We start from the raw sequence: 22,121 nt of genomic DNA, 5'->3' as shown, positions 1-22,121 counted from the left end.
GGAAAGAAGACCAACATGAACAACACCACACGCGCAGCCATCGCCACGGCCGCCATCGGAGCGCTGCTCATCCCTCTCGCGGGATGCGGCAACACGACAACAAGCTCGGGCAAGACCGAACTGACGGTATGGTCGTGGGACGCCAGCATCGATCGCGCCGCCAAAAACTTCATGAAGGCCAACCCCGACATCACGGTGAAGGTGAGCAACGTCGGCAGCACCGAGGAGACCTACACCGCGCTCAACAACGCGGCCCAGGCCGGCAATGGCCTGCCCGACGTCACCCTGATCGAATACCTCGCCATCCCGCAGTTCGTGCACTCGGACACGCTCATGGATCTGAGCAAGGTCTACGACACCGTCAAGTTCAAGGACACGTTCACTCCCGGCACATGGAACTCCGTGAACATCAACGGCGGCCTGTACGCGATGCCTGCCGACTCGGGCCCCATGGCCTACTTCTACAACAAGGACGTGTTCGACAAGGCCGGTATCGGCCAACCACCGACCACCTGGGACGAGTTCTACGAAGACGCGAAGAAGATCCGCGCCACCGGCTCCTACATCACCTCCGACTCCGGCGACGCCGGCCTGTTCAACGCGATGATGTGGGCCATGGGCGGCCACGCCTACAAACTCAACGACGACAAACTGACCATCAATATCACCAAGGACAAGGGCGCCCAGCGGTTCATGAACCTCTGGCAGAAGATGCGCGACGAAGACCTCATCGACGTCCACACGAAGACCTGGACCGACGACTGGATGAAGTCACTGGGCGACGGCTCCATCGCCAGCCTCATCAGCGGCGCATGGATGGCCAACAACCTCCTGCAGGGCGTGCCCCAAGCCACCGGCAAATTCCGCGTAGCCCTCCTACCCACCATCGACGGAACGCCCATCAACGGCGAATACGGCGGCAGCGGACTGGCCATCACCAAGAAGATCCCCGACGGCAAACTCGACGCCGCCAAGAAGTTCGTCGAATACGTCACCACCAACGACGAAGGCATCGACGCCCGCGTATCCAACGGCAGCTTCCCCGCCACCACCAAGACCCTCGACCAGAAGGACTTCCTCGCCAAGACCACGCTCAGGAACGCCGACGGCAGCGACAACGAGTTCTTCGGCGGACAGAAATACAACGAGGTCTTCTCCCAGGCCGCCAAGAACGTCACCGGCAAATGGGAGTTTCTGCCCTTCGAACCCTACGCCCGCTCCATCTACAACGACAATATGGGATCGTTCTTCTCCGGCAAGACCGATTTCAGGACTGCTGCTGGCAAATGGCAGATAGCGCTAAGAAATTATGCCGCTGACCAAGGATTTGCATCGTTTCAAGATGAATAGATTACAAAGATGACTCCTGTAAGAAATTAGCTATGGTTCATATAGTATTATAAAGGAGTATATAAATTATACTCGTAATTAGATGGATACTTCATGTTAAGCACATTTCATAAATGTGTGAAATATTGACATGGGCCTATGTTTGAATTGAAGTCACTATTTCAGTTGTGTAAAAACACCCGATTTAATCCAATTGATTGCAATTTGGGTGCGGTTTGAAAGATGAAGTTTCGATAGAATTCGACTAACATAGCGTTTGACTGATTTGGTTTCCAGAAATAGTTTTTTTGCTATGTCTTCATTACTGAGTCCTTGTGCGATTAAGGCACATATGTCACGCTCTCTAGTAGTAAGACTCTTGAATGATTCAATAAATATATTTTGTTGGTCTTGAAAAATGAATTTGCTTTGTTGATATTCTACTAGTTTCTTTGTTATTCGTGGAGTAAGAATTTTACCATTTTCAAAAACAGCTTTTATCGATTCCATTAATTGTGATTTACTTATGTCTTTCAGTAGGAATCCGCTGGCTCCAGCGTCGAGCCCGCCGAAGGCGTAGTCGTCTTCGTCGTAGGTGGTGAGGATGAGGGTTCTGATGGTGGGCCAGTGTCTGGCGATGTGTCGGGTTGCTTCGATGCCGTCCATGCCGGGCATGCGCACGTCCATGAGGATCACGTCGGGCAATGGCCGGTGATTGGCATCCAACTGGTTGAGTGTGTCGATGGCGGATTGCCCGTTTTCCGCTGAGGTGATGACGGTGATGTCGGTCACGTCGTCGAGCATGAGCTGGAAACCGAGGCGTGCCAGTCTCTGGTCGTCTACGAGCATCACACGGATCATGGTTGAATCTTCCTTTCGGCCGGTTGCTTCCCGGTCATGTTCCCGGTTGGGGGAATGACCGCTTTGACCTGCCATTCGGTGCCATCGACCGGCCCATAGGCGAACGTGCCGCCGGCGTCTTGCACGCGCCGTGACAGTCCGGCCAATCCGGTGCCGTCATCGGGTGCGACGGCTTGCGCCGCACCGGTGGCTCCGTCGTTGCGGACGATGACGGTGACTCCGTTGGGCTGGTGGTTCCATGAGACGTTGAGATGCGTGACGTGTCTGCCGTGGCGGATGGCGTTGGTTATGGCCTCTCGGGTCACGTCGAAGCAGAGGTCCGCCTGGGGTTCGTCGTCGGCGCGGATGCCGGTTTCGGTGAATATGGTGATGATGCCGAGCGTGCGGGCATGTGCGAGGATCGGACGGATGTCATCCCATGAACGCATGCTCCGGGATCCCGGTTCAGCAGGGTCTTCGTCGGTCGTGTCGGTTTCAGTCAGTGCGCGCACGGCCTTGCGCGTGTCCGCCAGGCTTTCCCGTGCGATCTCGTTGATGCCTTTCAGGGCCTCGTCCACGCGCGGGTCGCCGGTCTTACCGCTCAATCCCTCGGATAAAGCGATGATCGTGGTCAACCCGTGACCCACGCTGTCGTGCAGCTGTCCGGCGATGCGCGAACGACGCACCGCGGCGTCACGCTGCTTGACGGCGGTCTGCGCGCGCCGGTGTTCCAGGCCGGCGGCGGCCGTGGCTCTCCTGGCTTGAACCATGCCGCGGTGCGCCAGGGCGATCGCGCCGGCGAGGGCGAGTAGGAGGATGCGGCCAGGCCATTCGCCGAGGAACTGGCTGGCGGGCCATGACATGAACGTCGCCAAGGTCACGGCCAACGTCGTCGCGAGGGATCCGATGTACATGCGGCGTTCCCCGGTCGTGCGCATGAACGCGTAAAACGCCGCGACCAGCTGGACCAGCAGAATCGAGTCCGCATGCCAGAAGGACAGCATTAGGGTCAGGACGAGCTGCGACATCAATGTGACGGACGGGACCCGGTAACGGAACATCAAGACCGAGCATGACAGGCACAGGGCCAGCAACAGCAGCACGAATCCGCCGGTCTGCTTGGCGAGCGTGTACATCGGGTCCAATGGGGTGCCGATTATGCGCTCCCACATGAGCATCATGACCTCGACCGCGAGCACGCATAATGGCATGGCTGTGGCCGTGACCCTGCCGACGTTCACCGTTTGCCGTTCCATACGATCCACTGTGCCGTCTCGCCGGGTCATCGGCGTGCTTACTGGGCGAGACAGTCCGCGCCGGGCATCAGGCAGCCGAGCATCGTGACCGAACCGGTGAACAACAAAGTGAATACGATGATGATGGCCAGCCATACGAACGGCGAGAGCAGCGCCCCGATCCATGCGGCGACGCGGCCGCCATGCTCCCATCCGTGCCCGTCGCGGCCGGTGATCCACGCGATCAGCACGCCGGGCAGGGACAGGAACAGTCCGAGCAGCAGGAATCCGACGATCGAATCGTTCGGCGCGGCTTGCAACGGTTGGGGCGGGTTCGGCCGGCCGGGCTCCGGGACGGGCGGTGACGCCGACAGGGGCTTGCCGGGTGACGGTTCGTGATGTGCGGGAATGTCCATGAGCGCCGATCCTTTTGAGTGTCATTGGAGCTTGTTGATGTTGATGGTGCCGTTGTCACCAGGCAATGCACTGATGGAGACCTTGACGATGCCGTCGTCGGCCGTGTAGTCGTATACGCCGGCCTGTTCCTCCTCGGTGGCGTTGCGGGTGAAGCCCGCGTCCTTGATCTTTCGCGCGTAGTCCTTCGCCTCGGCGATGGTCCATGACACGTCGATCAGATAGCCGTTGTCGGTCTCGTCCCTGATACGGGTCGTCACCCGATCGGGTTCGGGCACCCGGCCGGCATACTGGCCGTCCGGCCAGGAGCCTTGGACGGAGCCGCACGCCGCCAGCCCGAACAAGGCCGTCAGGATTAGCAGGAACGCGAGCAGCATGGACACCGGGGCTCGCCTCGGCATGGCCGTGTATCGGACAGGCATGATCTCATCCTCCTTTTCCGAATCCGGTGCCGTCAACGGCTTCTGATCGCGTCGGCCACGCTGCGGCGCAACGCGGGGCGGATCTGCATGTACTGGATGAGGAACAACGCCAGCCAGCAGGCCGCTGCCGCGCCGATCACACCGGTCCACGGGATCTCGGCCACCGGAACACCGACGAGCGTGATGGAGCGTGTGGCGAGCACGAGCGAGCTGACGGCGACCGGGATGAGCGCGAGGACGACCGCGCCGGCGGCCAATTGCAGGCTCTGCCACAGGATCATGCGCGTCACCCGGCGCGGCGACATGCCGATGCTGCGCAGCAGCGCCTGGTCGGCGACCATGCCGCGGTTCGACAACGCGATGACGGCCAGGCTCGTGGCCAGGGACACGATGCACAGCATCGCGATCATCAGCAGCGAGTCCGCGTAGTTCAGGCTCGTCGGATGGCCACCCAGGGCCAGTATCCGCCCGTAGGACCGCGCGCAGGTCAGCAGGGTCGCGGACAATCCCAGAGCCAGTGCGAGCGGGGCGATGGTGTTCATACTGGACACGGCCTTCGCCCTAGCGGCACGGGCCGCGAGCACGCCGGTCGCCGACCCGCACAGGCGGCACATGACGCGTCCCGCGTCCAACAGGATCGGGACCAGCACGCCGGCGAGGACATACATGCCGAACGACGCGATGATCCCGGCCCATAATGCGCCGTTGAACGTCTGGCCGGCCTCCTGTCCGAACGCGCGGGCGCGCGGCATGCCCATGCCGGAGAACGCCAATACCAGCGCCGCCGCCATGACAACCAGTCCCAGCGCCCAGCGCACCCAATACCGCCATCCACGCCGTCCAATCGGCGCGTCCTTGCCGCGGATCGCCTCGATGGGACGGACCTTCGCCGCACGCATCGAGGGCACAAACGCGCCCAGCATGCACGTGACCACGCCCAACAGCAGCGAGCCGAGCCATGCCGCCACGGACGGCGCGAACGCGGGAGGGACGAACGAGCCGAGCCCGCCGGCGAAGCTCTCCGCGGCCATCGCGTCGAACTCGGGAACCGCGAGCAGGCTGGCCGGCATCGCGATCAGTGAACCGAGCAGCGAGCCAATGAGGCTCGCCACGCCCACGAGCATCCACATGCCCGCACGCACCTGGCTCGGGCTGGCGCCCATGAGACGCCATTGCGCGAACGTGCCGCGGATGCGGTCAACCGTGGCCGAACCGACCACCGTGAGCGAGAAGAACGCAAGCAACGCCACCACGACATAGATCGTGACCGACACCATGGCGAACTCGGCCGGATCCAAACCCGCCAGCCGGGCGGCCGACGCGAACGACGGCGACGAGGTCCACACGAACTGGTTCATGCACACGCCCACCAGCGTGGTCACCACCGCGACCACCATGATCGTGGGCACCCAACCCGCGAGATTGTCGCGGAACACGCGAAGCACATACCTACCCACGGCGAACCTCCTGACCGTGCTGCGACATGGGCGGCTCGAACGTGCGGCGCATGCCCTCGACGATCTGCCCGGCGGTCAGCCTGCCCGCGACGTGGGTGATCCCGCCGTCACGCAGGAAGACTACGCGGTCGGCCAGTGCGGCGGCATCCGTGTCATGCGTGACCATGACCACGCTGGAACCCGAATCCGCCAGCTCGCGCAGCACCTGCAGCACGAGCTCGCTGTTCGCGGTGTCGAGCGCGCCGGTGGGCTCGTCGGCGAACACCACCGCCGGACGCAAGAGCAGGGCCCGGCACAGGGCCACGCGCTGCTGCTCTCCACCGGACAGGGCGCTCACCACGGTCCTCGCCCTCTGGCGCAGGCCGAACCGGGACAGCAGCTGCGTGACATGCACGTAGTCGGCCTTGCGATGGGCGAGCGAGAGCGGCAGCGTCACGTTCTCCTCGACCGTCAGATACGGCACGAGGTTGTACTGCTGGAACACGAAACCGATATGCCCGCGGATGAACCGCGAACGACGCTCCTCGTCCAACGCGTAGATGTCGGTGCCGCCGATGACGACCCGGCCCGAGTCGGGCCTGTCCAAACCGGACAACACGTACAACAGAGAGGTCTTGCCCGCTCCCGAAGGCCCGACGATCGCCGTCAACCCGGCACCGGGAATATCCAACGAGACATCATTGAGAATCACACTCGGACTGGAACCATCAGCGGAAGCCACACGCTTGACCAGCCCACGCGCCTGAATCGATAAATATGTATTTACCCCAATGAAGTCATTTGGTTGTTTTTTCATGGACGAGAATCCTTCCTACGAGAGTGCTACTGCCGACAGTATCCATAAAGACGAGTCAATCGTCTATGCCGGAGAGACGATTGACATCAAAAGATGTCAATCTGTGTCGAAGAGAGAGTCGAGTAACCATATAGTTGATAAACAGCCACCGGTCAAAGAATCATCAGAATTGTGATGTCCTTCATCTAAAAGTTGCAAAAACACCGAATTATGTGCGGACGGAACAATAGCCGAATATGAATTCAGCCATTGTTCCGTATATAAGAGAGGCGCCTTTATATCATTCTTGCCGGCAGTAATCCAAATGTCAGGAGCTTGATTAGAAAAATCAGCTGGAAGACGCCGCAATTGCGCCAAAGGTGAAAACGAGTCATAGCAAGAAGATGATGATGGATATCCGAATTCATCCCAATCGCTAATTGTAAGTGGATTGTCGGGGTTTGTGAGAATCAATTCCGGTGTTAAAAAAGGGTGCGATAATTGAACAATTTTGAAATAATCCGGGCGGCGCAATGCGGCAGAAAGAACAACCAAAGCGCCGGCGCTTGAACCCACTGCTCCAATGCGTTTGGCGTCACATAAGTTATTTGCAATCAATCCTTTAGTGCAATCGAGAAAATCATTGATAGATATGAACTTATTGTTTTTTATCGCTTGCCTATGCCATTCCTCCCCATACTCGCCCCCACCTCGAATATGGCAGAAGGCAACAGTTATGCCGGACTGTATGACATATGAAATCAAACGGTCATAGGCTCCCTCAAGTGCGATTCCATAACATCCGTATGCCATCAATAGAATAGGAGACTGCTCGAGAATACTATCAAGTCTATAAAAAAGTGTAATGGGAATATTTGTTTGATCTCTACTCCGGATAATAATTTTGCGACAGTGAATATTAGGTGTGGACGATACAGCCTCTAAGAATCCTTTCCTATTTCCTGTTACAATTTGCGTTTGATGGATTGGAGATGATATGCAGAAAACAGGGAACCTATCCTGAAATCCAAGAAAACTAATAACTCCACAAGGAGGAGCTTTCCATATCCCATTTTGTCCGAGAGATGGAATCCAGATGGCGGAGTCGCCCGATAGGCGTCCTATCACATAAACAATCCCATTACGCTTTTGCAATGATTTAGGAATAAATCCATGGGGAGACTGAATCATTTGCCTATCATGTATATCGTTAAAAAAGTTAATAATTAGAAGTTGGTTATTGACGATAGCATATAGAAGAGTATTTGTAATCTCCATCGAATCAATGGGGAGTGATGCAGTAATTTCCCTAAAGCGTGTGTCTCTTTCGCCGAAATCATCGAAAAACAGCATACGAGAATTGTCTCCGTGCGTCATTCTTATAACAATAACCGCATCATTACTGCAAACGAAAGATAATATATCATATTCACTATTTGTGCCGTATACTTCAATGATGCCACACTTGTTTGCCATCATTAGTTTATACGGGCGATTTGATTTGCTTTTATTAATCCAATAGATAGAATGGTATGTCGTTCTTATCTGAGGTACAACATTGTTGCACCTCAGAAGAATATTGGCGGATTGCTTTTTCAATTCATATAATGAAATAGTGTAAAAATCAGTTTTTGGCATCTGCGTTAATAATGCCGCTATTGTCTTCTCTGAATTAATGTAAAAACCAGATATTCTTCCAATCGGTTTTTGACATAAATGAATATATTGCGACGGATCATCCTTGAAATGAATTACTAGTTCATTATTAATTTGCATTAATTCGAGCGATTGATTACTGGAATAATGAAAATTATTTGTATCCTCTATTAAATGTTCACAAAGTTGTTGCGCCTTGCTGCGATACTTGTCAGAGAATTCTTCATACAATTTGATGGGTTGATTGAGTGTTGTACACTTCATAGTTACTCCATTGCAAAAGTGTCTGGCATCAATTTTGCGAATTGGTGCCAGACACTTGTCTTGTCAGCAGTTGCTGTAGGTCAAGGTACTCGGCAGGCCCGGGCAGGGGCCATTGAAGCTAAACGTGCTGATACGTGCTGCATCATCCGTTTCGCCGTCAGCAGTCAAGATTTGAAAATCAAGAACGTTGTTTCCCATTGTGCACCTCCTTTCTAATATCTAAGGAATCGTTCCATGACAGGAACGGTATGCCTGACCATTTCCCCTGGAGTGCGGCAAGAGATCCGAGGACTCCGGCGGATCCGGTCAGAAAATCACACGACAGTTTTAGTCCTTGATTTCCTCGGACATAAAAACCGCCTTTACTTGGAATGATAAATAGTCGAAGAGAATCGCAATATGAGTTAATTACCTGATATTCCAGCTTGCTTTTATCGTCCTTTGCATTCAGAAAAGTCAAAAAGCCTGACATACCATATGCGTATGTTCCCTGTGCACACTGATAGTAGGTGCATGCGCGAACTAGGGACTCATACTCTTTGTCCAAGAGACATTCTCCGGTCGCTTTTCGCAAGGCATATAAAGCGATTGCAATACCGCATGACCCGGTTCCCAGATATGGCAGAGTTCTCCACTTTTCATCGTATTCCATGGTCATATTTTGGGTCAAAACACATTTTTTAATATCGTTTTGTATTGCATGTAGTGCATAATCCACATATTTTTCATCTCGATCAACCGTTCTATAGATTTCGGCCCACAATAAGGCCGCGCCAGACCAGCCATATAATAATCCAGCGGATTCACATTCGACATCGTTGGTAAGCATGTTCTGCAACTTTGATGAGGCTAAAAATAGTTCATCATATGATTTATTCGACCCGATACTTAGGTCATTTAGGCCGACGCCAGCCCATCCGGACCAATAAGTAGGATTAATGGGGTTTGCCACGGGCAAAGAATGTGCTTCTCGAGCGAGTTCATCAAATCCCGCCATGCGTAAGCCATACTCCAAACCATCTTTGCCGGCGAATCCTCGGTTTTTAACGCCCGAAAGATGATTTAAAATCCATTGAGATGCTTTTTGAACCGATGCGGAATCTATTGGATCACCTGCCAAAGCTAACGTCGACAAAGCACCCGCAACGCCATAAGGGTATCCCACCGAGGCTTGTACAGCATTAGGGCCAAATAGTTCTATATCACCGGGTAGAGCAACTGTAGCGCCTTCATCAAAATGAAGGTGTGCCTTTATTCCCCGAGCTAGTCCATGTATTAAATCTTCAATAGAAGCGAGATTGACAGCTCGCTGATCCAAGGATAGCTGAGTATTTTTAGATGTCTTTTGAATTATAGATTCGATGGAGTCTTCGTTAATATCGAGATGACTCTGCGCGTGTCTAGCGATTCGTATAATGCTTCCTTCATTGCCCTGATCTGTAATGGTGGCTTGAGGAAGAAGCATATCTAACTCCAGCAACCCTAATGAACAAAAATCTGCGTCGGTGCCGGTAAACCCTGTCAGAGGACCATATCCTGGTGCTATTTGTTTAATTCGCCATCCTTTATCCATTTTGTGCGCGAATTCAAAATCAATAAATTTAGGATTAACTCCGTTTTCCATAATGATATTTTTAGGGTGAATATCACCAAGAAGCCATCCGTGTCGATGAAAGAGCGACATTGCTTTATCAAGCTGTGAAACGGTATGATCAACCCATTGCCCAAAGGCAGCATTATCTAGTTTCCAAGGAGCTGGCTTTAGTATGGGAGTTCTAAGCATGCATTCATGCTTAAGGTTGTTCCCTGGTATTTTCTCCATCACGAGATAAAGGTTTTCCCATGCTCTAAACATTCCGAATACCTGAGGCACAAAGCCCGTATCTTGTAATTCGGATAAGACATGTTCTTCGTGCTTCAAACGATATACAGCATCATGGCCGTCGGAATCAAGCGCCGTATATGGTCGCGCCTCCTTTAGTACAACGATAGTTCCTTTTGAAACGTATTCATCCGTCAACGCCTCTGCGGTATACACACCTCCACCGCATGAAAAATGCATAGCTGATTTCATCTCGAATGGGAATGGTATAGATTGAGATTCTATGGATTCGTGTAGAAATTCCGGTATTTTCACCCAATCCGGCACGATAAAGGTAGGACGACGTACATCTTCCTCCTCGACTCCGTCGGGCCTTTTCAATACACTTATATATTTTGTCTTATCCTTAGGCGGGATAAAAGCGCCGAAGCGATAGAATATAGGCCCGTTCCTCCAACGTCTATCCGAAAGGATATAGGGTCCTGACTCATTCCCAATAATGTCGTCTAACCCATTGAGAGTAGAATGAAACTCCAATTCGTTTACTGGATATATTGTAATATATTTTCCGGCAGCAGCCCTATCGGTATATTTACTGTTTTGATCAAAAAAATCAGCTTTTGTTGATAGATATTTAAATGCGACTTTTTTTTGAAAAACAATAATTTGATACTTCTCTTAATATCTTTTCATAATTCCAAAGAGTTGCCGAGATGTGAATCTTCCATCCCTGTTCCGGAATTTTAACATTACTAGGACGACAATTTGTCCATGGGGTACCTTTATATATCTTCCAATTATTTGGAAAGTGAATTTCATCATCAAGTCTTGGCGAAGATTGACGATCTGGTGGCTCATAGAAGGAACTGTTGGACTGACAGAATGGGATATATTTTAGGTCGATGGGCACGATTCTGTCTCTTTCCTTATTAATGGCTTATGACATTTTTATTACATCACCTATTCGCGTGCCGCGCGACCCGTTATGGGTTATCTGTCATCTCCAGATGACAAGAGATAAGAGTCGATATAGATTTCCGTCCAGTCGTCGGCCTTGTCATCATATGATGATATATACATTTTTTGTATAGTTTATGTCTGTATTTGTTATAGAGTTAGTCAGAGTGTTGCTTATTTGACCTAGCGGAACATAGTGTATTTTGTGTAGATGTCCAATCGGTTGTAATCGGTGAAAAGTGATATATATGCAGCATATATAAAATAACTATATTTTATAGTTAGATGAGGAATTATTGTAATAAATCGCCAAATTTCTTTTAGCTATGAGATATATTGTTCCGTTGCGAGATTGCGATAAAATGGTGCCGTTTTAAAAAGTTGTTTATGGGTTCCCGATCCGATAATCCGCCCTTGATTAAGTACATATATAAGATCGGAGTCAATTATCGTGGCGAGTCGATGCGCAACGATAATAAAAGTGCGGCCTTCTACCTGAGTCAATAGCTGAGTGATAAGGCGTTCGTTATCGGCGTCCAGGTTTGCGGTGGCTTCGTCGAGCAGGATGATTTTTGCCGTGGAAAGAAGTGCGCGGGCTATGGCGAGTCTTTGGCGTTCTCCGCCTGATAGCATGATTCCGTTTTCCCCTATCTGCATATCAAGACCTTTGTCGGATCGATCTAGCAGATGGGAGAGATTCACGGATTCCAATACCCGTCGGCATTCATCATCGCTACAATCGTTTGATCCGAGAAGTAGGTTCTCTCGTATGCTACCGGACAGTGCCGGTGAATCCTGTTCCACGTATGCGATGTGGCTGCGTAAATCGTCTCGATCACAGGTTGTTATGTCCTTACCGAGTACATTGATATTTCCGCTGGAAGGATCATAGAAACGTTCGATAAGTTGCAGGATCGTGCTTTTCCCTGCCCCTGAGGGCCCGACAAGTGCCGTGACACTTCCTTGGGATATGGAGAGATTCAGGTCACGCAGAATTGGTTTGGATCCATAGGAGAAGTAGACGTGTTGGAATTCCACCGCTGGCGGACGGGGCCCGCTGTGTGCCAGCGGCATATGTTCATTGATTGTTGCGACGACGGTGTCAGAGTCCTTTTCTTCGGGAATATCCAATATTTCCCGTATACGGTTCATTGCGGCCATTGAATTGCCGATTTGTGAGCCTGCGTAAATGATCTGGCTGAGCGGTGAGATGCTGATGAACAGCAACATGATGAACTGAGTAAGTTTCTCTACGGATAGCAGCCCTGTGGTTACGCGCCATAATCCCAGACCGAACACAATGATAGCTGCGAGTTGCAGGGCTATCGTGGCCAGTGGATTGACGATCGACTGGATTTTGGCAATCTTGAGTCCGGACAGGCGGACGCGGTTGATCAAGGCGGCAATAACCTTATTCTCGTTCTCGAAGCCGTTTGAAGCGCGTATGGTGCGGATGCCGGCGAGATCACGATTGAGCGTGGAGGTAAGGTCGCCGAGCGTGTATTGGCTGTCATAGCTTGCTCGTTCGATGAATTTAGCGGACAGCAGCATGAGCGTGAATACCGTAAGGAGCAAGGTGATCGCTGTGCCGAATAGGATCGGGTCAAGCATTGCCATAAACGCAGCGGAACCGATGACGGTGATGAAACCTGATGCAAGGGCTGATGTGCACTGCATGAATGCATTACGCAGTTGTGAGGTGTCGTTGCCGACACGGCTGAGCAGGTCGCCGGAGTCACGTTGATCGTATTCGCGTATGGGCAGACGTAGCAGGTGTTTGCTTAGTGCGAGACGAGCATCCCTTACGATATCCTCCCCTGTGCTCTGCAATTGGTAGTTCTGTAGGGCTGATATAGCTCCTGAAGCGGTGACGAGTAACAGCATTCCGGCAATGACGGGCCACTGGGGAACCTGGAATACACCATTCTGGAAGAAGTTGGTCATGTACTTAGGCACGAGCAGCGTCATAACGGCTCCTATGGCTCCAAGACATAGGATGAGTGCCAGCCGTCCTCGGTATTTTCGGAGAGGAGAAATCAGATTGTACATGGAGGCATGTTTCATGTGCATGGTGTCGTCCGGGTCGTTGGCGGTCATTGCGTATCTTTCCGTTCGGAACTGGTTCTGGTGATGGTGTACCGTCTGACGGCATCAGGTTCGCCGATGGGTATGCCGTTGGCTTCGACCCAGGCGTGTGCGCGAAAGGGACGATCGGTGAACCCGGTGCACCATGTGACGGATCGGCGAGATATGCGGCATGCCGCCGCCGTGGAGAGCGACCGAAGCAGACAACCCTGCTGGCTGCGGCATCTGCGGCTTACCGAACATACGGCGTTGCGGTAACGCTTCGCCATGTCGGCATCGGCTGGCGGATACCGTTCGGACCACGTTTCAAGCCGGCGGCAGAACTTTCCGATTCGTTGTCGTTCCATCCGTCTTCCGATAATGATGGCAATCAGCGCCACCAGGCGGTCGTGAAAGTTGACGCGTGTGGTTGCTTCCGGCTGTAGAGGGATACTCATAGGCGCACGTGCTTCCCTATATCGGCGAGGAATCGTTCCGTATCCCGGACGATGATTTGTCTGTCGGTCTGATATTCTTCGGCGATTGCGTTCATGCAATCCTCGACGGTTTTGCCGTGCATCAGACCGTCGAGGATGATTCGGCCTATTTCGTTGACCTGCAGGTATTCGCCGGTGTCGTTGACGAATACGATTGCCCCTCCCTCTTTGGGATATAGGGATATCTGGTCTTTCAGGCTGGTGTTCGCCATCGTGTTATCGGTTTGCATGTCTTAGCCACCTTTCCACTGCCGCGACTCGTTGCATTTCAAACAGAAACGTGATGTCAGGCATCGGCATGGAAGCTCGACGCCGTACGGCTGGTATATCGATCAGTCCTTCTTCGTCCAGCACTCCGCCGGCGATTGAGTCGAGCAGCGTGTCTTTCGAGCGTTGCCATGCCAGATACAGTGAATATGAGTGATCGCCTTTGACGGGACGCCGGAATATCGTTTCGGGGACTATACCCTTGAGCGCCCGGTACAATACGGCTTTGTGTAGATTTCCCTCGGTGCGTGCACTGATTGGGGCGCATAGCGCATAGCCCACGATTCCACGGTCCAGGTAGGGGGAGCGGAACGTTATGTCGTCGGAGGCGAACGTCCGATTAACCTGATTGAGCATTCGTGCCTGCATTGACAGAGAGTAGAGCGCCTGATGACGGCTTCGGTCGGGGCTTAATGGCCGAATGTCGGCGTGTTTCAATTGTGATTCAATGGCGCCATATAGGGTATCCCTGGCTTTCGCGGTCAGGAATTCGGGAATGCGTATGGCATCGTGCCATCCACAAGGCGAGGAGCGATGGCCATGATCTTGTTCCGCGTCCAGGAGCGATGACCGTAATTCCTCATGCAGATCGGTGCTGTCGGTCAGATCGAGAATTGCCTGATAGGGTGGGACCCGGTAATCGGCGCTGTATTGTCTTCGAATGTCCCGTAGCCGCAGCGGGTGTTCCCGCAGACAACTCCATGATGAGGATGGCATGGATGCGAACAGCTCGTCTCCTCCGAAACCCGTGACATGGATACGGCTTGTGTCTGCTTCCATTTCGGAGATTCGGCTGAGATAGCCTTCGATATCGCTCCAGAAGACCGGTTCTTCAGGTATCTCTCTGTTGGGATATTCGGCTGTGGATTCGAATGATCTGTTTCCATCCACGACTCGGCCGATTTTGATGAGTGGCATCCGAACGTCCTCGGAGATTCGCTCGGCCCATCGGGAATCCTGATTCATTGGATCGTCGGGTGTTTCATGATACAGGGGCATACGAACCCCCTCACTGGCGAAGATGTATGCGATGGCGGCGGAATCCACTCCTCCGGACACATCGGCGGATAGTGGTGCCTCATTGCGCCACTCATCCGCGATCGTCAGGAAACGGCTCCTTAGCGATGCCAGAATTACGTCGTTTGAAACATGTTTTATGGGTGAAGGTTCCGCTCTCGTATATCGCGGCCTATTGGATTTGTCGAGGTGCAGTGTGGTTGCGGCGGGTACGGAATGTATGTTCCTCCATGGGGATTTGTCCCCTCGCAGGCTGTCAGGGAGCGAAGGCAGCAGATCCATGATGATGCGTTCCAGGTCAAGATCGGCGTTCGTGATGCTTGCAAGCCGGAAGGCGCTGTCCGACAGGAGCACTTCATCTTCGGAGACGGTCCAGAACATGCGATCGCCACTCAACAGAGGAACCTGGACGCATGTTCCCTCGTCATTGATGCTGATGGAGGCGGGAAGCTTCGAACGGTCCGTCGGCTTCCCGCCGCGGACAATCACGGTACGGTTTGGGTTCTTATGCGTAAACGGCATCACGTTTCCCTATCCTGATACAGCTAGGGATCATCAATATATGCAGGGTTTCGGTCAGTTCGATCCCCAAGGGAACGGGGCCTTGGCTCCGCCAACATCGACATAGTTGCCGAACCATACGCCATTGGTTGCTTCCTTGAATGATGCGATGACCTCAACGACAGGAGGCACATAATCCTTCATCTTCGTTCTCCTCATGTTCTGTATATGGAACCGGATTGCATGCCGGTGCATGCCATTCCAGTTAACCTGATTTGGATGGTACATCCAAGAATGTGTTTGGTGTTTGTCATCTTCGGATGACAAACACCAAACACATGGACCTATGGGAGCGGGTGATCCGCCGGCGTTTTTCAGTCTTCCTTCCAGAGCTGGCCGCGGGAACCCTCTTTTACCACGGTGCCTTTATCCAGTACCACAACATCATCGGTAATCGGCTTCAGTCTGCCGTCCGGTTCGGATGCGATGAGCACCGCAACGCCACGATTCGCCTGCTTCCGTATCTGCTCGCAGATCCAATTCGTGCCCGATTGATCAAGTGCCTGGAGCGGTTCGTCTACGATCAGGGCTTTGGGGTTGGGAAGCAGAGCTATAGCGAATCGCATTTTGAGGACACCGATCGGAGCGAGATCGTGGAGCTTGACGGTGAGAAGATTCTGCAGTTCGGTCATGTGAATGATCCCGTCAAGAAGCGAATCAGACGTCCCGGCCCAGAGCGCCTTCCAACGAAGATAGGTTCCGGCCGAGTAATACGGGGACAGTGAAATGGCTTCGGGCATTGCACTCACAACGTTTTTTGGTATACGGGATGTGCCATAGGGTTTGCCACAGGTGGATATGCATCCGGAATCCGGGATATCCAGTCCCAACAGCATCCGGAGAACAGTTGTTTTGCCGGCGTCATGCGGTCCCATCAGAACGGTGACTCGACCTGCATAGGCGGCAAATGAGATCCCATGCAATTCGCGACCGGCATGATTGAATGAGACGTTCTCAAACGCGATGATGGGTGAAGCCGAATCGGGCAGCTGGCACATCGTTTTCCTTTCTTCGATTGACCCGAGCCGCAATAATCGAAGTCCCCCCCCCTAACGGTTTTTGGATACTGCCCTATCTTAGGGGATGGCAGAAGTGACGTGATATATATGCTAGGTTTGTTCCGTTCGCTTGAGCGATGGACATAGACAGTTAACCAGTTCGCTCTATTCTCCAATAAAAGGATTGTGGTGTTTGTCATCTGAAGATGACAAACACCACAATCCTTGAGATGAATATCGTGATTTTTATGCTGGTTTGCCGCCTGTTATTTGGTCCAGCCCCGATTGATACCAGGCTATGGCGATTTGAACCCGGTTCCGCATGTGCATTCTGGCCAATATGCGGCTTACCGTGCGCCGTACCGATGTCGTTTCGATGAATAGGCGCTCCGCGATTTCCTGATTGGACAAGCCTGCCGCCACGAGTTCCGCGACTTCACGTTCCCGCTTGGAAAGTCCGTCGAATAGGCTTCGTAGCAGCTTGATGCGGGTGTTGTCCGATATGGGCCGAACCCCGCGATTGAGCACTTCACCGGTGATTCTCGGTGTCAATACCGCATCTCCGTTATGCACGGCGTGTACGGCGTCACGTAGCTGTTTGGGGGTCGCATCCTTGAGCAGGAATCCGGATGCCCCGCGCGCCAATCCGTCGAAGGCGTAATCGTCCTCATCGTATGTGGTCAGGATCAGTATCTGGATTTGGGGGAATTGCTCCTTGATGATGCCCGTCGCCTCTATGCCGTCCATGACGGGCATGCGCACGTCCATCAGAATCACGTCAGGCAGTTGCTGCGGTGATTGCCGTAGGAACTCGATTGCTTGGGCGCCGTCCGCGGCCTGTGAGCTGACGATGATGTTCGGATCGTTGTTCAGCATCATCATGAAGCCGGTGCGCGCCCCTCGCATGTCATCGACCAGCATGACCTTGATGATGTCGTCTCTTGCATCCTTCATGGTTCTTCCGTTTCTTTCAGGGGATTAGTGCCTTGACCGCCCAGCCATTGCCGTATGGCCCATAGGACAGGGTGCCGCCCATTTTCGCAAGGCGTTGGGAGAGTCGTTGCAGTCCGGTTCCACCTGTCGGCTTCCCGCTTTGACCGGATGCCTCGCCGGTGGTGTCGTGTCCGGAGACGTGTCCATCGTTGCGGATCGTGATTGCTGTTCCGCCATCACGGTAATGATTCCAGGAGACGGCAATGCGGGTCAGTCCCGCGCCGTGCCGAAGGGCATTGGTCAGTGCCTCGCGAGTGACGGCGAAGCATAAATCCGAACGGCGGGGATCCTCGACGCGTCTTCCCGTTTCGGTGAACACGACGATGATTCCGGTTGAGCGTATGTGTTCCAGTACGGGTCTGATATCGTCCCAATCCCGTAAACGAAGGATGTCATCCTGATTCACTGGTTCAAGACCGACCTGTTCCAAAGACGGCTGCGATTCCTCTTCATTGAAGACCTTTAAGATGCGGCGCGTATCACCCAGACTGTCCTTCGCAATCGATGTGATCTCCGCTAAGACATCGGCCAGTTGCGGGTCGGAATAGCCGCCGTTCCTTATGCAGTCCTCGCCTCCCTGCGATAACGCGATGATCGAGGTCAATCCATGACCGACGCTGTCATGCAGTTCGTTGGCCATGCGAAGGCGCCGTTCCGTACGATTCTTCTCCTCCGCCAGTATTGCGGCCTTTCGCCGTGCCTCGGACAGCAGCCTATTCGCCGTTCGCCGTTCCCGCACTATGGACAACAGTGAGGATGCGATGCCGGCCAAAGCGACGGAATACAGTAACGCCAAATACTGAGGCTGTAGATAGGAGGGATAGATGCATTGCATTGCGATCATGCAGATCATGGCCAGATCGCACATGGCCTGGGCATACAGGGGAAGCCGAATGCACAGATAGAGCACCAGGATAAGCGCGACCTGCGTGTATGAGTGCAGGCCAACGCCGAACAGGACGCCCAGGGAGAGTTCTATGAATTCCAAGGCCAGCAACGCCACGGGGCTTCTGGACCTTAACGTCACGTTTATGGCTCCTAAAACCAGCAGTATGAGGAAGTACCATATCCCCGCTCCCTCGTTGAGGAACCGGATAAACGAATATCCTGTGCCGATTGCCATCCGCTCTTTCACATAATCGCGGATCAGCACGCCCATCGTGCCAACGATGCAGATCAGAGTCGTCGTGAAACGAAGCAGGCGTTCCCCTTTGAGCTGACGAAGCCATAGGATCAATCGATCCCGCGGGGTGACGGCCAGCGTTTGTCCCCCATCTGATGACTTACCCCGGCGTGAGCCCATAATGAGGCGGTTCCTCGCAACCTGCACCTTACGCCTTCTTCGTTGTCCGAGAATACAGCTCTCCCATTATCTACGATTCGAGGCTCGCATGTCCATGACCTGGCTCCTGTTTGACATCTACGGATGACAGTAACTTATCGCGGACTTCCCGCTCCGCTTGCGGAGAGAATGCTCCAGGCGGGGCTGTTCGACATACTCTCCGCAATCGGCGCGGGAACGCGGCCCCGGGCCATGCGCTACGCGCATGACCGTGTTGCTTGGCCGCTCGCATGCTCGCGGCGGTGGGCCGCGCGGAATCTGACGAGGGGTTTGCGGCCACCACCAGCATGCCATGCGCTCCGTCTGTGTTCCCTGCGCCGTGTCCCGCGCCGCTCCCGTGCCTGCGCTGCGACGGCGGACCAGCATGCCGTCTTCGCTACGGCCCGGATCGTCGCGGTCCACGCCTCCGGTCTCTCCGCCTACGCGCATGGCAGGCGGGTGGTGTCCGAAATGGAAACCACACGGAAAGGACCGATGGACATGAACGACATGGTGGACACCCGCATGGCGGGAACCGGACTGGCGAAACGCGTACGCGACGGGTTTCTTCAGGACCGGCGTGAACTTGGACCGGCGCAAGCGGCCGACAAGTGGTTCGCGCCCCTGATGGACAGGTGGAACGGCCTGCTGTCGCGCGACGAGGGCGGCTTCTCCCATGAGGAGCGCGTCACGCTGGCGGTGCTGATGACCGAGTGCCTGAGCATGCGGGACGCGCTGATACTCGCATCGCTGCGCGAAATGGGCGGCGGCGAACTGCACATGCTGTACGCCCAGCCGCATTCGATGGAATCGGCGGCCGTGGTCATGCGCGAACTGTCACGGGCGTTCAAGGACGCCGACTACCAGCCGGACACGCGACGCGGGGAACGCGCGACGGCGTTGCTGGAATCGGTGACGGCCGACGCGCCGGACGGATACGAGGCGCAGCCGATGGCGTCGTGCGCGTACCTGCTGTGGATGGCCGACCGTTCGACCGCCGCCGCGGTGCGCGCGCTCAAGGCCTTGGCCTTGGATGACGACTGTTCGCTGGCGTCCCTCGTGCTCGCGGCCAGCGAACACGGCATCCGCCCCGCATGGACGGAACGCCGCCGCCACTGAACGTCGGCCGCGGATTCAATCCGGTCGGGGCTTCCGACGCCGGAAGCCCCGACCAATCCCAATCATCCGATTTTTTCAAGGAGACAATCATGGAAACCGCAATCATCGAACGTCCCGTAATGACCGACGAGAGCATGGACGAATCGAACATCGTCATGCTGGACGTGGGTCTCATCGACCCGAACCCCGCGAACCCGCGCCGTGACGTGGGCGACGTGTCGGAACTCGCGGATTCGATACGCGCGCAGGGCATCCGGCAGAACCTGCTCGTCACTCCCACGCCGCGGGGACGCTACCTGCTCGTCATCGGGCATCGTCGCCTCGCCGCCGCCAAACTCGCCGGATTGAGCCGGGTGCCCGCCGTGGTGGCCGATTTGTCGGAACGGGAGCAACGCGAGCTCATGCTCGTGGAGAACAGCCAGCGCGCCGACCTGACCGTCATCGAGGAGGCCGACGGCTATCAGGGGCTTCTCGATTTGGGCGTGGGCGTGGACGAGGCGGCGCAACGTACCGGCCGTTCCGTGTCATTGGTGCGCCGACGCCTGAAGATAGCCGCCATCGGCGAGAACGCGCGAAGCAAGGCCGGAACCGCCCAGCTGAGCATCGACGACTGGGAAACCATCGCCGACTTCGACCGGTATCCGGACCTTCAGGAACGGCTCGCCGAGGCGGCGGGCGGCAAGAACTGGAACATGGCCGTCAAGCACGCCCGGCAGGAGCGGACATGGCGCGAATGGCTCGACACGGCGAGAGCCGAATTGGAACGCATGGGCATCGACGCGGCCGACGAACAACCGAACACGGACGGCTGGTATGACTCGCCGAAGGGATTGCGACGCACCACGATGCTGACCACGGGCGACATCGCCAAGGCCATCGACGCATGGCGCGACTCCCATGACGGTGCCACGCCCGTCGTGGGGGTGCGGGCCGAAGGCGCGTCATGGGCGCGCGGCATCGTCCTGTACGAGACCGTGGACGAGGAGGCGGAGACCGCGGCCCGCGAGGCGCGGGAGGCGCGTTGGCGAGAGGAACGGGAACGCGAGGAACGCGAGACGGCACCGGCCAAGGAGTTCGCGCGGGCAAGCCGTGATTTGCGCATCGCGTTCGTGACGCATCTCATGGAACTGAAATCCCAGCCGAAAGGCATCGGCAGGGCCGTCGCCCTGCTGTCCGCGAGATTCGCGCTCGATGCGCTCACCGAGGGATTCGACCAATGGGACAGTCACGCCGAAGACGTCTGGGGGCAAATCACCGGCATCGACACGACGGGCGACGGCGCCGATGCCGAGGAGCCGGAGAGCGAGGCCGAAGACCCGTTACGCGCGTCCGTCACCGCGATGATTGCCGGCGACCCGCAACGGGCCGCGTTCGGACTGCTCTACGCGTTGGCCGAGGAACGCGTCAGCTGGGAAACGTGGCGCGGCGCGGCGACCATCGCGGAACACGCCGCGCCACTGTACGAGGCTTTGGAAACGCTCGGCTACCGCACCTCGGACACGGAGACCGAAGCCCTCAACGGCTCCCTCGCGCCAATCGATGACGACGACAATGGCGGGGATGCCGGCATAGGGCAGGACGGCGAACCGGACGACGACGGGACGTCGCAGACCGACGACGCATCCGGCGAACCGGAAGACGCCGAATAGACGACGGACTGGGCGGAACCGGAATACGGGTTCCGCCCAGTCCGGGCGCGGACGGCGAAACGTGACGGCGCATGCGCGCCCGCACCTGCCGGAGCCAAGCGGCGGCGGGTGACGCTCAGCCGTGGCGGGCGGAGCGTCGTCGGAGCCGCGCGTCGCACCAATCCATGAGCATGCTCGCAAGCACGGCCGTGAGGAACGCGGCGACGATTAACGTGAAAGAGCCGTCCAATGCCGGAGCGTCCGAGCCGGCGAGGAAATGCATGAGCAGGAACGCCAGCATGAGCAATCCCGACAGCATGGCGAACGCCGTGAACACGGAATTCGCGAGGAACACCACGAGCCGCAACGGGTGCGCGAGCAGGGCAAGGCACGAGGCCACGCCCCGCATCAGCGTGCGTATCACGCCCGTCGCCAGCGACAGGCCAAGCATCACCAGCAGCATCGGCATCGCCGTCACCTCCCGT

Annotated in this window: 22 protein-coding genes and 1 pseudogene; 3 read left to right on the top strand and 20 right to left on the bottom strand. The window is 55.2% G+C overall.

Translation table 11 applies throughout. The features are described from left to right. The first annotated feature begins 15 nt into the window (after positions 1-15). Complete coding sequence (locus tag AC1AZA_RS06350; protein WP_043164978.1) at positions 16-1,350, top strand: ABC transporter substrate-binding protein; 1,335 nt, start codon at positions 16-18, stop codon at positions 1,348-1,350. A gap of 156 nt (positions 1,351-1,506) precedes the next feature. Here AC1AZA_RS06350 and AC1AZA_RS06345 read toward each other — a convergent pair whose 3' ends face one another. The 19 genes and pseudogenes from AC1AZA_RS06345 to AC1AZA_RS06255 all read right to left on the bottom strand — a co-directional run bounded on the left by AC1AZA_RS06345 (position 1,507) and on the right by AC1AZA_RS06255 (position 18,727). After that, positions 1,507-2,190 (bottom strand): response regulator transcription factor, encoded by a 684-nt coding sequence (locus tag AC1AZA_RS06345; RefSeq protein ID WP_043164775.1) that lies wholly within the window; start codon positions 2,188-2,190, stop codon positions 1,507-1,509. Next, positions 2,187-3,305, bottom strand: a complete 1,119-nt coding sequence (locus AC1AZA_RS06340; RefSeq protein ID WP_240540848.1) for a sensor histidine kinase — start codon at positions 3,303-3,305, stop codon at positions 2,187-2,189. Before AC1AZA_RS06340 ends, AC1AZA_RS06345 begins: the two co-directional genes overlap by 4 nt. Before the next feature lie 158 nt (positions 3,306-3,463). Beyond that, positions 3,464-3,820: a hypothetical protein gene (locus tag AC1AZA_RS06335; RefSeq protein WP_052119033.1), complete on the bottom strand. Its 357-nt coding sequence runs from the start codon at positions 3,818-3,820 to the stop codon at positions 3,464-3,466. 21 nt (positions 3,821-3,841) lie between these two features. Further along, complete coding sequence (locus AC1AZA_RS06330) at positions 3,842-4,240, bottom strand: DUF6591 domain-containing protein (RefSeq protein ID WP_043164778.1); 399 nt, start codon at positions 4,238-4,240, stop codon at positions 3,842-3,844. 32 nt (positions 4,241-4,272) lie between these two features. Then, the gene (locus AC1AZA_RS06325; protein WP_043164780.1) at positions 4,273-5,697 is read right to left on the bottom strand and encodes an FtsX-like permease family protein; all 1,425 of its coding nucleotides are present in this window, start codon (positions 5,695-5,697) and stop codon (positions 4,273-4,275) included. Continuing rightward, complete coding sequence (locus AC1AZA_RS06320; RefSeq protein WP_223847561.1) at positions 5,690-6,388, bottom strand: ABC transporter ATP-binding protein; 699 nt, start codon at positions 6,386-6,388, stop codon at positions 5,690-5,692. The genes AC1AZA_RS06325 and AC1AZA_RS06320 overlap by 8 nt, the downstream gene beginning before the upstream one ends. A 201-nt stretch (positions 6,389-6,589) precedes the next feature. Next, positions 6,590-8,392, bottom strand: a complete 1,803-nt coding sequence (locus AC1AZA_RS06315) for a prolyl oligopeptidase family serine peptidase (RefSeq protein WP_081886551.1) — start codon at positions 8,390-8,392, stop codon at positions 6,590-6,592. 63 nt (positions 8,393-8,455) lie between these two features. Next, positions 8,456-8,590 (bottom strand): hypothetical protein, encoded by a 135-nt coding sequence (locus AC1AZA_RS06310; RefSeq protein ID WP_257798101.1) that lies wholly within the window; start codon positions 8,588-8,590, stop codon positions 8,456-8,458. Next, positions 8,571-10,466, bottom strand: a complete 1,896-nt coding sequence (locus tag AC1AZA_RS06305; protein WP_150335867.1) for a protein kinase domain-containing protein — start codon at positions 10,464-10,466, stop codon at positions 8,571-8,573. The genes AC1AZA_RS06310 and AC1AZA_RS06305 overlap by 20 nt, the downstream gene beginning before the upstream one ends. Positions 10,467-10,499: 33 nt before the next feature. Continuing rightward, positions 10,500-10,877 (bottom strand): annotated as a pseudogene (locus AC1AZA_RS06300) (class III lanthionine synthetase LanKC N-terminal domain-containing protein); the annotation flags it as partial. Next, complete coding sequence (locus AC1AZA_RS06295) at positions 10,849-11,124, bottom strand: class III lanthionine synthetase LanKC N-terminal domain-containing protein (RefSeq protein ID WP_476513840.1); 276 nt, start codon at positions 11,122-11,124, stop codon at positions 10,849-10,851. The gene AC1AZA_RS06295 and the pseudogene AC1AZA_RS06300, both read right to left, overlap by 29 nt. Before the next feature lie 371 nt (positions 11,125-11,495). Beyond that, a complete protein-coding gene (locus AC1AZA_RS06290) occupies positions 11,496-13,268 on the bottom strand; it encodes an ABC transporter ATP-binding protein (protein ID WP_043164784.1) in 1,773 nt (590 codons plus the stop codon). Then, a complete protein-coding gene (locus AC1AZA_RS06285; RefSeq protein ID WP_081886553.1) occupies positions 13,265-13,693 on the bottom strand; it encodes a lasso peptide biosynthesis B2 protein in 429 nt (142 codons plus the stop codon). Before AC1AZA_RS06285 ends, AC1AZA_RS06290 begins: the two co-directional genes overlap by 4 nt. After that, on the bottom strand, positions 13,690-13,962 hold the full coding sequence (locus tag AC1AZA_RS06280; protein WP_043164786.1) for a PqqD family protein: 273 nt from the start codon (positions 13,960-13,962) through the stop codon (positions 13,690-13,692). Before AC1AZA_RS06280 ends, AC1AZA_RS06285 begins: the two co-directional genes overlap by 4 nt. After that, positions 13,949-15,538, bottom strand: a complete 1,590-nt coding sequence (locus AC1AZA_RS06275; protein ID WP_043164788.1) for an asparagine synthase-related protein — start codon at positions 15,536-15,538, stop codon at positions 13,949-13,951. Before AC1AZA_RS06275 ends, AC1AZA_RS06280 begins: the two co-directional genes overlap by 14 nt. A 54-nt stretch (positions 15,539-15,592) precedes the next feature. Then, positions 15,593-15,721 (bottom strand): lasso RiPP family leader peptide-containing protein, encoded by a 129-nt coding sequence (locus AC1AZA_RS06270; RefSeq protein WP_106426817.1) that lies wholly within the window; start codon positions 15,719-15,721, stop codon positions 15,593-15,595. Between the two features lie 170 nt (positions 15,722-15,891). Further along, positions 15,892-16,575 (bottom strand): ATP-binding cassette domain-containing protein, encoded by a 684-nt coding sequence (locus AC1AZA_RS06265; RefSeq protein WP_043164790.1) that lies wholly within the window; start codon positions 16,573-16,575, stop codon positions 15,892-15,894. 246 nt (positions 16,576-16,821) lie between these two features. Further along, positions 16,822-17,529: a response regulator gene (locus tag AC1AZA_RS06260; RefSeq protein WP_476513839.1), complete on the bottom strand. Its 708-nt coding sequence runs from the start codon at positions 17,527-17,529 to the stop codon at positions 16,822-16,824. A 16-nt stretch (positions 17,530-17,545) separates the two neighbouring features. Next, a complete protein-coding gene (locus AC1AZA_RS06255) occupies positions 17,546-18,727 on the bottom strand; it encodes a sensor histidine kinase (RefSeq protein WP_223847978.1) in 1,182 nt (393 codons plus the stop codon). A 663-nt stretch (positions 18,728-19,390) separates the two neighbouring features. Here AC1AZA_RS06255 and AC1AZA_RS06250 point away from each other — a divergent pair. Both AC1AZA_RS06250 and AC1AZA_RS06245 read left to right on the top strand, forming a co-directional pair. Continuing rightward, positions 19,391-20,008: a DUF4192 family protein gene (locus tag AC1AZA_RS06250; protein ID WP_150335865.1), complete on the top strand. Its 618-nt coding sequence runs from the start codon at positions 19,391-19,393 to the stop codon at positions 20,006-20,008. An 89-nt stretch (positions 20,009-20,097) separates the two neighbouring features. After that, complete coding sequence (locus AC1AZA_RS06245) at positions 20,098-21,657, top strand: ParB/RepB/Spo0J family partition protein (RefSeq protein ID WP_044089056.1); 1,560 nt, start codon at positions 20,098-20,100, stop codon at positions 21,655-21,657. Between the two features lie 115 nt (positions 21,658-21,772). On the opposite strand, the gene AC1AZA_RS06240 is transcribed toward AC1AZA_RS06245, so the two are convergent. Next, complete coding sequence (locus tag AC1AZA_RS06240) at positions 21,773-22,105, bottom strand: hypothetical protein (RefSeq protein ID WP_043164796.1); 333 nt, start codon at positions 22,103-22,105, stop codon at positions 21,773-21,775. Between the last annotated feature and the right edge of the window lie 16 nt (positions 22,106-22,121).

Source organism: Bifidobacterium sp. LH_389 (assembly GCF_056357235.1).
The sequence above is the reverse complement of the archived record's forward strand: the minus strand, read 5'-3'. Positions and strand labels throughout refer to the sequence as shown.

Excerpts from the sequence above, each read along its gene's own strand:
- AC1AZA_RS06345 (WP_043164775.1), bottom strand. The coding sequence starts at position 2,190 with ATGATCCGTGTGATGCTCGTAGACGACCAGAGACTGGCACGCCTCGGT.
- AC1AZA_RS06290 (WP_043164784.1), bottom strand. The coding sequence starts at position 13,268 with ATGACCGCCAACGACCCGGACGACACCATGCACATGAAACATGCCTCC.
- AC1AZA_RS06350 (WP_043164978.1), top strand. The coding sequence starts at position 16 with ATGAACAACACCACACGCGCAGCCATCGCCACGGCCGCCATCGGAGCG.
- AC1AZA_RS06260 (WP_476513839.1), bottom strand. The coding sequence starts at position 17,529 with ATGAAGGATGCAAGAGACGACATCATCAAGGTCATGCTGGTCGATGAC.
- AC1AZA_RS06245 (WP_044089056.1), top strand. The coding sequence starts at position 20,098 with ATGGAAACCGCAATCATCGAACGTCCCGTAATGACCGACGAGAGCATG.
- AC1AZA_RS06265 (WP_043164790.1), bottom strand. The coding sequence starts at position 16,575 with ATGTGCCAGCTGCCCGATTCGGCTTCACCCATCATCGCGTTTGAGAAC.
- AC1AZA_RS06255 (WP_223847978.1), bottom strand. The coding sequence starts at position 18,727 with ATGGGCGTGCTGATCCGCGATTATGTGAAAGAGCGGATGGCAATCGGC.
- AC1AZA_RS06315 (WP_081886551.1), bottom strand. The coding sequence starts at position 8,392 with ATGAAGTGTACAACACTCAATCAACCCATCAAATTGTATGAAGAATTC.
- AC1AZA_RS06270 (WP_106426817.1), bottom strand. The coding sequence starts at position 15,721 with ATGAAGGATTATGTGCCTCCTGTCGTTGAGGTCATCGCATCATTCAAG.
- AC1AZA_RS06305 (WP_150335867.1), bottom strand. The coding sequence starts at position 10,466 with ATGAAATCAGCTATGCATTTTTCATGCGGTGGAGGTGTGTATACCGCA.
- AC1AZA_RS06340 (WP_240540848.1), bottom strand. The coding sequence starts at position 3,305 with ATGTACACGCTCGCCAAGCAGACCGGCGGATTCGTGCTGCTGTTGCTG.
- AC1AZA_RS06280 (WP_043164786.1), bottom strand. The coding sequence starts at position 13,962 with ATGCAAACCGATAACACGATGGCGAACACCAGCCTGAAAGACCAGATA.
- AC1AZA_RS06285 (WP_081886553.1), bottom strand. The coding sequence starts at position 13,693 with ATGAGTATCCCTCTACAGCCGGAAGCAACCACACGCGTCAACTTTCAC.
- AC1AZA_RS06275 (WP_043164788.1), bottom strand. The coding sequence starts at position 15,538 with ATGCCGTTTACGCATAAGAACCCAAACCGTACCGTGATTGTCCGCGGC.
- AC1AZA_RS06240 (WP_043164796.1), bottom strand. The coding sequence starts at position 22,105 with ATGCCGATGCTGCTGGTGATGCTTGGCCTGTCGCTGGCGACGGGCGTG.
- AC1AZA_RS06250 (WP_150335865.1), top strand. The coding sequence starts at position 19,391 with ATGAACGACATGGTGGACACCCGCATGGCGGGAACCGGACTGGCGAAA.
- AC1AZA_RS06330 (WP_043164778.1), bottom strand. The coding sequence starts at position 4,240 with ATGCCTGTCCGATACACGGCCATGCCGAGGCGAGCCCCGGTGTCCATG.
- AC1AZA_RS06335 (WP_052119033.1), bottom strand. The coding sequence starts at position 3,820 with ATGGACATTCCCGCACATCACGAACCGTCACCCGGCAAGCCCCTGTCG.
- AC1AZA_RS06310 (WP_257798101.1), bottom strand. The coding sequence starts at position 8,590 with ATGGGAAACAACGTTCTTGATTTTCAAATCTTGACTGCTGACGGCGAA.